Source organism: Blautia sp. ZXY-1-B12 (assembly GCF_056339915.1).
In genome coordinates this window covers 1-8083 of sequence record NZ_JBWJVP010000070.1, presented here as the reverse complement: position 1 = coordinate 8083, position 8083 = coordinate 1, and the positions used below count along the sequence as shown (strand labels likewise).

Annotated in this window: 11 protein-coding genes; 4 read left to right on the top strand and 7 right to left on the bottom strand. The window is 43.9% G+C overall.

What is annotated here, in order from left to right:
- Together AC075L_RS05230 and AC075L_RS05225 are read right to left on the bottom strand one after the other, a co-directional pair.
- Nucleotides 1–285 (bottom strand): CAP domain-containing protein (locus AC075L_RS05230; protein WP_476387289.1); only part of this gene is annotated, 285 nt, incomplete at its 3' end.
- Nucleotides 278–625 carry a hypothetical protein gene (locus tag AC075L_RS05225; RefSeq protein ID WP_476387288.1) on the bottom strand — a complete coding sequence of 116 codons (348 nt, stop codon included), beginning with the start codon at nucleotides 623–625 and terminating at the stop codon, nucleotides 278–280. The genes AC075L_RS05225 and AC075L_RS05230, both read right to left, overlap by 8 nt.
- A 523-nt stretch (nucleotides 626–1148) precedes the next feature.
- Here AC075L_RS05225 and AC075L_RS05220 point away from each other — a divergent pair.
- Nucleotides 1149–1445 (top strand): hypothetical protein, encoded by a 297-nt coding sequence (locus AC075L_RS05220; protein WP_476387287.1) that lies wholly within the window; start codon nucleotides 1149–1151, stop codon nucleotides 1443–1445.
- Between the two features lie 198 nt (nucleotides 1446–1643).
- Nucleotides 1644–1973, top strand: a complete 330-nt coding sequence (locus tag AC075L_RS05215; protein WP_476387286.1) for a hypothetical protein — start codon at nucleotides 1644–1646, stop codon at nucleotides 1971–1973.
- A 27-nt stretch (nucleotides 1974–2000) separates the two neighbouring features.
- Here the strand turns inward: AC075L_RS05215 and AC075L_RS05210 are convergent, their stop codons facing one another.
- Nucleotides 2001–2645 carry an NYN domain-containing protein gene (locus AC075L_RS05210; RefSeq protein ID WP_476387285.1) on the bottom strand — a complete coding sequence of 215 codons (645 nt, stop codon included), beginning with the start codon at nucleotides 2643–2645 and terminating at the stop codon, nucleotides 2001–2003.
- Nucleotides 2620–3210: a class IV adenylate cyclase gene (cyaB, locus tag AC075L_RS05205; protein WP_476387284.1), complete on the bottom strand. Its 591-nt coding sequence runs from the start codon at nucleotides 3208–3210 to the stop codon at nucleotides 2620–2622. The genes AC075L_RS05210 and cyaB overlap by 26 nt, the downstream gene beginning before the upstream one ends.
- A gap of 300 nt (nucleotides 3211–3510) precedes the next feature.
- Here cyaB and AC075L_RS05200 point away from each other — a divergent pair, with 300 nt between their 5' ends.
- On the top strand, nucleotides 3511–4404 hold the full coding sequence (locus tag AC075L_RS05200; protein ID WP_476387283.1) for an alpha/beta fold hydrolase: 894 nt from the start codon (nucleotides 3511–3513) through the stop codon (nucleotides 4402–4404).
- 436 nt (nucleotides 4405–4840) lie between these two features.
- On the opposite strand, the gene AC075L_RS05195 is transcribed toward AC075L_RS05200, so the two are convergent.
- The 3 genes from AC075L_RS05195 to AC075L_RS05185 form a co-directional block, all read right to left on the bottom strand.
- Nucleotides 4841–5068, bottom strand: a complete 228-nt coding sequence (locus AC075L_RS05195; RefSeq protein WP_476387282.1) for a hypothetical protein — start codon at nucleotides 5066–5068, stop codon at nucleotides 4841–4843.
- 104 nt (nucleotides 5069–5172) lie between these two features.
- Nucleotides 5173–5463, bottom strand: coding sequence for a hypothetical protein (locus AC075L_RS05190; protein ID WP_476387281.1), 291 nt, complete (start codon nucleotides 5461–5463; stop codon nucleotides 5173–5175).
- A 166-nt stretch (nucleotides 5464–5629) separates the two neighbouring features.
- The gene (locus AC075L_RS05185) at nucleotides 5630–6790 is read right to left on the bottom strand and encodes a tyrosine-type recombinase/integrase (RefSeq protein ID WP_476387290.1); all 1161 of its coding nucleotides are present in this window, start codon (nucleotides 6788–6790) and stop codon (nucleotides 5630–5632) included.
- A 177-nt stretch (nucleotides 6791–6967) separates the two neighbouring features.
- Between AC075L_RS05185 and AC075L_RS05180 the strand changes: the two genes are divergently transcribed.
- Nucleotides 6968–8002, top strand: a complete 1035-nt coding sequence (locus tag AC075L_RS05180; protein WP_476387280.1) for a hypothetical protein — start codon at nucleotides 6968–6970, stop codon at nucleotides 8000–8002.
- Nucleotides 8003–8083 lie beyond the last annotated feature (81 nt).

Here is an 8083-nt window from a genome sequence, read left to right as displayed (position 1 = left end):
ATACTCCGGAGTGATCAAAGACTCGTAATGGCCTGTTACCCTGCCAGTCTGATTAACCCAGTCATTTTTTTCCCCATACCATTGGTTGATCCCATAGAGCATGTCATTTGCACCGTTCCAAGCCAGATTTTCTGCATATGACGTAGTTCCACCCGGTGCCCAGATACTTTCCGGCCACATATTACAAGGACGAATATGTTCTCTGCGGACAGATGCCTCCGCGGAACGTATCCTTGCAATATACTCCAGATCGGATGACCACTTTAAGGGCACATAATCAGCCATGGTAAGTTTCTTCAGATGGATCCCGCGGATTCTGCACTCCTTCTTCATATGCCTCCCTGCGGATCTGATTGATCCGGTCAAGGACTGCCTGGGATGGTGCCAGATAAGAGCCTTTGATCCCAACTTTCACTTTTTCCGTTGTAGCAGCAGGATGCACTGTCTCATCTTCGGTTTCAGGCACCTCCTCCGATCCGTCTGAGAATAATTCATCTTCCTGAACTTCATCTGAAAAGTCCGGTACTTCCACAGCAGAATCTCCTATGTCCACGGCACCAACATAGGAACAGTTAGAAACCACAAGCGTGATCCCTAACAATACAGATATCAGCTTTTTCTTCATGGTTTTTTCCTTCTTTCTTTTGTGTTTTCAGATATTACCATTGTAGCACTTGAATGTATCATTTTCCATCATTTCCTCCCAGAAAAATATTTTTTGTAATACATTTTTTGTCAGAATCACTCCTCTTCTTATCGCAGTATTTTGAGGGGTGTATCCGCGGAGATATCTTCCTCATGTATCTATTGTAGCCGGATATCAGGCGCAGTCCGATCTGGTACGAAAGATCGGCATTTCACAGAAAATATTCTGGTCTGAAAACCTGTCAAAAAATGAGATTGCTGATTGGTCCTGCTGCGGATTTTTCATCTCTGCTTCATATCAATCATTTTATTTTTGCAACGAAATACAAAAGAAGACGAGAAAATATGGTTGCAAACAAAACATCTGCATCTTTAAGGATAAGAAAACATCAACTTCATTATCCAGAAACATTGATGCTGCTCAAGAAAAAATCAAGTACGACAAGTATGTAAAAGCAATACTTAAGAACCGTCAGGTTCTTTTAAGGATATTTCAGCGGGTGGTGCCTGAAGTTAAAGGATTATCATTACCTGAAATTGAAGATTGTATCGAAAAAACAGAATTAAATGTCAGTATTTATCCAGGACTATCCAATCTCGACCAAATACAGGGAATCGACACTGAATCTGCTATTGGAGAAGAAGGAAAGGCTACTTTTGACGTAAGAACATACATCATGGTTGTCATCGCGTGGTTTACTGGACTTAACCCAAAAATAAGAATTCCTGCATGGGCAGCTATCCTTATCATATTTGTTATGTTGCCAAGTCTGTATGAGACACTACTGGGAGATCAGTGAGCCAGAAAGATTATTATCTCCGCTTTTCGCGAGGATTACGTGATTTTCGAATACAAATAAGCGCAGATTAGCTTTCCGCATATTACCTCCATAAAAGAGGCACTATATGGGGTACAGTATCGAACTCAAGCACAGGATAACCGTAGAAACAGCCAAAATAAGACATCCGCAGTATGTCAAACAGGAAATCTCCAGGATGTGACAGATCCGGTGACCGGAAAGCTGGCACCGGCAGAGCAGACGGAAGCCGATATCGACATTACCTACAATTACAGCCATTACTATTACGAAGTTGCGGACGGAGATATCCGGTTTGCTCATGAGGAAGTTTCGGCTTATTACGCAGATGAGACACAGGGACCGGCAGAAACAGAACATGGCATCCGAGGCTTGTACGGTTCTACTTCCGCAGAGCCCATTCCAATGCTGATGGATACGATCGTCATGGCAACGAACTGCCTGATGGGAAAAGATATTGTCTGGTCCGGGGGACTGAAAAAAGAAGAGCTCAATGCTCTTCTTCTCTGATTGTAGTACGATAATTTGAATTCGAATTCACTTTTTTTCCGATGGAAACCGGTAAGGATATCTCTTTCGGCTTCTCTTTTCCCTGCCATATGATGCATTGCCAGCCCGATACAAAAGATCGTCATCCAGGATCACTTCTGCATCGTACATCCCCTGGTATTTCGCGATATTCTGTTCTGGAAAATGAGCGATCACTACGATCTTGCCCAGATCATGCAACGTCCGTATCACCTGTACATAATCCGTATCCCCACTTACCAGGATTGCTATGTCATAGGCATTCTGAAAACCTTTTGCAATCATGTGTGTGGCAATATTAATATCCGTCTCCTTTTCTTCTGTCGTGTAAGTAGAAGGATCATTAATATCAAACTCAACCCCATGAATACGGTGTATATCCTGCCGTCCTTCGATCACTTCCAGATACGGGGTTTTTTTCATTCCGGTAAGCCAGTTGTAGTATCTCTGATAAGGCTCCAGAAGCATCAGCTCGTCACATGGCTTATATGCAAACAGATATGTTTTGATCACCTCCGAATCCAACGGAATCTGACGGTTTATCAGCCGTCCTAATTTTTGATAATCGACAAAAGGAGGTTTTCTTCCCCTGTTCTTCCACTTCCAGGAAATAAAAAAATTCTGATAATCAATAAAGACCATTACTTTGTGCATCTTTGCCATCCTTCTCTTTTTTCATCAACATAGAAAGGTAAGATGTTCTCGTTGTGTCCTCCATGGAATACCCCAAAGCTTCCAAGACATCTTCTATCTGTTTCAATGCTTCTGTCCTTTTTTCTTCCGTATCTGTCAATATCTCCAGCTCCAGGTAGTCTCCCAGACCTTTTACGTTATCCAGACATGCAGTCATATTATTTTTGTTGAGATACAGCCGCTTTTTCTCTACCGGAGATACCGGACAAAAACCGATATGCTCCAGTATTTTTCTGACCGTTTCTCCGTCCCCGACTTCTGTCTCCAGTTCCTGCCTGGTCATGGATACCTGATCCAGTTTTGCACCTTTGTAGGTGATCACACTTGTCTCTTTTGGGGACTCCAGATCCTTTACTTTTCTGATCCTCAGAGCCTCACCCAATGCAGCAAAGTCATGATGTGTGGAGGTATAATATATATCCGTCTCTACGACGCACCTGTTTTCCAGAAATCCTATTTTTTTAAGAGAATCCATGACCTGTTTTCTGTTTTGAATTTTTACCTTGATTTCAACCTCAATGCTCATCCCAGCATCTCCCCATATTTTTCGTGTTGTTCTTACAGTATAAGCGAAAAACAGAAAAACGTCAAACAGGCTGACTTTGCGGACATTCTTTTCTACATTCCCAGGATATCCGAAACACCTTTTTTCAGACATGCAAAAAATACTTTCCTTTTCCCCAAAAAAGCAATATAATGCCTCACGCAAGAAGATTGTTCTGCCAGCCGGAATAATCCAGCCAGACGAAAATATTATTGCTGACACCATCTATTCTGTTTTGCGAAATCTGGCATATTGCAGAAAAATAAGAAATGAGGAAATACAGTGGAAAGAACATTTGTAGCAATTCCATCAAACGATAAAGACACCACCATGCACCTGGAGATCTATGCACCGGAATATAAGGGCAATCTCAAAGGCCTGATCCAGATCTGCCATGGAATGACAGAATATATGGGAAGATATGTGGAATTTGCAAAGTATTTTACCAGCCGCGGATACATTGTCTTTGGCAATGACATCATCAGCCACGGACACAGCACCACACCAGGATCATCCTGTTTGTACATTAATGACTGGAACGATACGGTTAAGGATATGGTATCAGCAAGGGAATATGTTGCCCGGAAATATCCAAACCTTCCTATTTATCTTTTGGGATTTTCCCTGGGTTCTTTCATTGTGAGGACAACCCATGACCTGACTCCCTACAAAAAAGAAATCCTGATAGGTACCGGTGCGCAGTCCGCTTTCCTGATGAGGATAATGAGAACATGGATCGGGAAAAAATATACCGGAAAGATGTCCTGTGCTTCTGATGAGATCTATGATCTGATGTTCGGTACATACAGCAAAAAGTTCAAAGGCAGACCAGCCAATTACTGGCTCCTGACAGATAATGAAAAGAGAAAGGAATACACTGGTGACAGTCTTATTCGTCAGGATGTGTCTCCTGCTTTTTTCTGCGAGTTTTCCAAAGGCATGGAATGTGCCAGCAGAAACCTTAAAAATCCGAATAATGCCATTCCGACTTTATTCCTGTATGGAAAAAAAGATCCGGTATCCGGTTTTGGAAAAGGCATCCGAAAGGTATACAAAGCATACAAAGAAAACAATCCGGATACGGAGATCAGAAGCTTTCCCGGAACCCATGATATCCTGCATGACTCCGGATGCGAAGCCTTGTTTAAAGAAATTGAGGATTTTATAAAAAAATAATCCGCAAATTAGAACCCTGTTCTGTTTTCTTTTGCCATAAATTAGAACCCTGTTCTATTTTATTGTCTTAGACAATGTGCTTTGTGTTTTAATTTTTTATCCCAATACTATTACATTCATCGTAATTTCTATACATTTTTTACATACTTTCCATTTCGGGAAGTGCGGCAATCCCACGACTTTAGTCGTGTGAAGTTTTAAAATCGGAAACCAGTTTTGATTCTGATTGCAGCTAAGAATAGATTTTCTCCTATCGAAAATGCAGACAATATACTCAGTATCTGCAGTACAATGACCATATATCAAAAATGAAAGAAATGTGAGAACGAATTGCCAAATGATCAAAACTGCTCCGCAGGGATCTAATAATATAGGCGTAGCTTCCATTACTTTTAATTCAGAGATACTGCGGTGGGTCTCCCCACCGCAGTATCTCTTATACTTGATCTATCACCATTGGTTCTGTCTCTCTGTAGAACCGCCGCTGCTCTACCCTGAAGAACTGCTCCAGCCGTGCAGGGCTGTCTAATCGTCCTTCGTACTCCTCTTTATTCTCAACACGTATAATAAACGGGGCAATATCTGCTTGCAGGCATTGCATAAATGCAAGGATGCGGGCTGTCTTTGCGTCACTGCCAGCTTTAATCCACTCTATATGAAACACTGCAATGTCTCTTAAGAGTTTTGGGTTGTTCCTCTATATTTCCAGGTATGTTCTGTCCCGCTCCAAGCCGCATCTGTATCTCCTGTATATCTCCGCCAGACAGACTATATACACACTGTGTAATCGCATACTGCCAGCGCCGCAAAGTGTCTGTCTGCATTTATGATATCTTCGGCGCGAAACATCATCTCTCCTTCGTTTGCATATATAAGCCCGCTCTCAAACATACTGATGATGTTTTGTTTTGACAGCTCGCCGCCGTCTAACCTGCCCTCATTATAAGCAAATTCACGCTGTACATACTCATAAACACCGCCACCTCTGCCGCATCTGCTCATAGCGCAAGAGCCTTCTAATAAAAGCTGCTGCTTCAATCTTCTCATATATTCATCCACGCTTTACACCTCCCACATTGACAGTATAATACAAAAACGGTGGGGCTTCAAACCGTATTCACCTATCCTTGGTCCAAAAAGTCCAGTATTCATGCGGGTTTTCGGGCTTCCCTCTCTCAGTAAACCCATAGGTAAACCCACGAAATCGAGGAATTTTTGGTGCAGTTTAACGCAACCCGAATGCGGCATTCACAACGCTGCTTAATTCCTCAGGTTTATTATACTTGACTTTCGTATAGATGTACATAGTCGTTTTGCTGTTCTCATGGCCTGCCAGATACTGCACCGTCTTTGGATCAACACCTTTGTAAATCAGATTGGTGATGTGGGTGTGCCGCAGCATGTGCGGAGTCACCTTGAAGTCCATCGTATACACCAGCTTGGGATTGTTCGGCTGATGCTCACCAAGCCTTGTCTTTATTCTATGCTTGATGGACTGCCCATTTACATAGGTGTAATAACAGCGTTCTGCGGTAGAACGGACTGTTATGTACTTCCAGACCCTCACAAACTGCGTTTCCGTCAAAACAGTTACCTTTGAATTGGAGATCACATATTCCGATTCTGATTTTTCCCTTGCTTCCTTGAGACAGGCTACCAGACATTTGGGAATCGGAACATCTCGCTTCGCTGCCGGAGTCTTCAAAAGTGTGTTGACCACCGGCTCACCGCCTTCCACATGCCATGCACGCCTTACAGAAATGTACGGCGTTTTTTCATCCAGGAATACGCAGTCCCATTTCAATCCAAGAATCTCTTCTCTACGCAATCCCGCGTACAAGCCAATCATTACGAAAACATACGGTGGTAGCTCACGAATGCTATCCAGCAAAATGGCAGTCTGTTCATCCGTCAACGCCTCGCGCCATTTCGCGGGCTTTCCGCCTCTTGCGCAAATCGTTTTGGATGGATTCTCTTTGATTACCTTGCTTTCTTCTGCCGAATTAAAAATGTTCTTAATCAACATATTGAGCTGACCATACATTCCGGAAGAACCTTTTGATAATGGAACCATCAGCAGCCGCAGGTCATCTGTGGTCACCTCGTCCATATACATCTGTCCAATCGGACCCACGATGTACCGATTCACCATCCGCGCGTATCTTTCCAACGCATTGGTTCTTACCGTTCCTGACCGCATCAGCAGCCATTTTTCGCAGTACTCTTCCACGGTCGGATTCTCTCTGTGGAAAACCACTTCCGCGATTTTCTTCTGAGCATCTTCCGCCCGGTCATACAATTCTTCGCGTGTCAGCCCATAAATCGCCACTCTCTTTCCGTCTGCATCTGTAATCCGGGTGCGGAAATACTGTACCCCTTTCATCATCACTGTTCCGTATTCCGGAAGTTCAGCAGGGCGCTTTTTTCCTTTAGGATGACAAGCGAGAATCCTCGGTAATTTAATTACCGAGATGAAAGCGCACGGGCAAACTTATGTTTGCCTATTTTTATAAATATGATAAAATAAAAGAAACAGGTATATCTGAAAGAAAGGAGGTTTCTTATGGCGAGACCACGTGCAAAAAAGAAGAAGGTTTCATCCGGCACCCATATGCGCTCTGTTTTTTTATACGGAAGTCCAAACGCAGAAAAGCGCAGTGCCCTTGAAAAACTGCAGACAGATTATACGGATGCAGTCAACTTTTACATCTCTCTCCTTTCTGACAGGGAGGATTGTCTTTTACAGCTGCTGCAGAACGGCAAGAAGGATCCCCTTCTCCGCAGGCTGGAGAAAGAGTCACGCGTAAAGGCACTCAGCTCTGCATACAGTCAGAATGCTTTTGATGAGGCGGTAACGAAACTGCATAACCGGCTGGATAATATACGGAAAGATGTCATCGCGGCAACAGGAGGCTCTGTTTTTGCAGTATCCATCCTGCTGTTCCATGCGGTGCTCACAGGACAGTCCAGGGAGGAAATGTGCGACCTGCTCGCGCGTATCCGTGACAGTTATAAGGCTAAGGAGAAGATTCAGTATTATGATAAACTGCGTGATACCGTAAAAACAATGGAGGAGAAAGAATTCCATGACTCTGTCTCAGAGGTAACGATGTTTTACCATATCATCTCAGATGAATACCGTATCCCGATGGTGGAAAAAGCCCATGTCATGATGGATACCCGGCTGTGCTGCCTGGAAAAGGCAAAAGATGTAACAACATCCCATGTCCTTTCGGTCACTATCCCCGACAGGAAGGGGGAAAGGATGGAGGTGCCGGTACAGGCGGACCGGGATGCCCTGCGCAGGATGGAACAGTATGGGATATCCGGTTCCATGCGCTATACCATCACCGCCGGAGGATCCCTTAAGCTTACCTGTTCCTTTGAGAAGAAGACCCAGACCCCGGAAGAACATTCCGCAGTCATCGGTGTGGATGTCGGCATCACGGATGCCTTCCATACCTCAGAGGGCCAGGCGATTGAAAGCTTCCAGCCTGTCATAGAATTTTACCAGACGGAAGTAGAACCTGCTTTTGGAAACCTCTCCGCTTTGCGGAACCGGGAAACAGCAGTTACGCCGGTTCTTAAAGAAGCATAATGGGGTATTATCGGAAAAGGTCATCCTTAACCTGCGGAAACGGATGGACCATCTGGAAAAAGACATCCGGCAGGCACACGC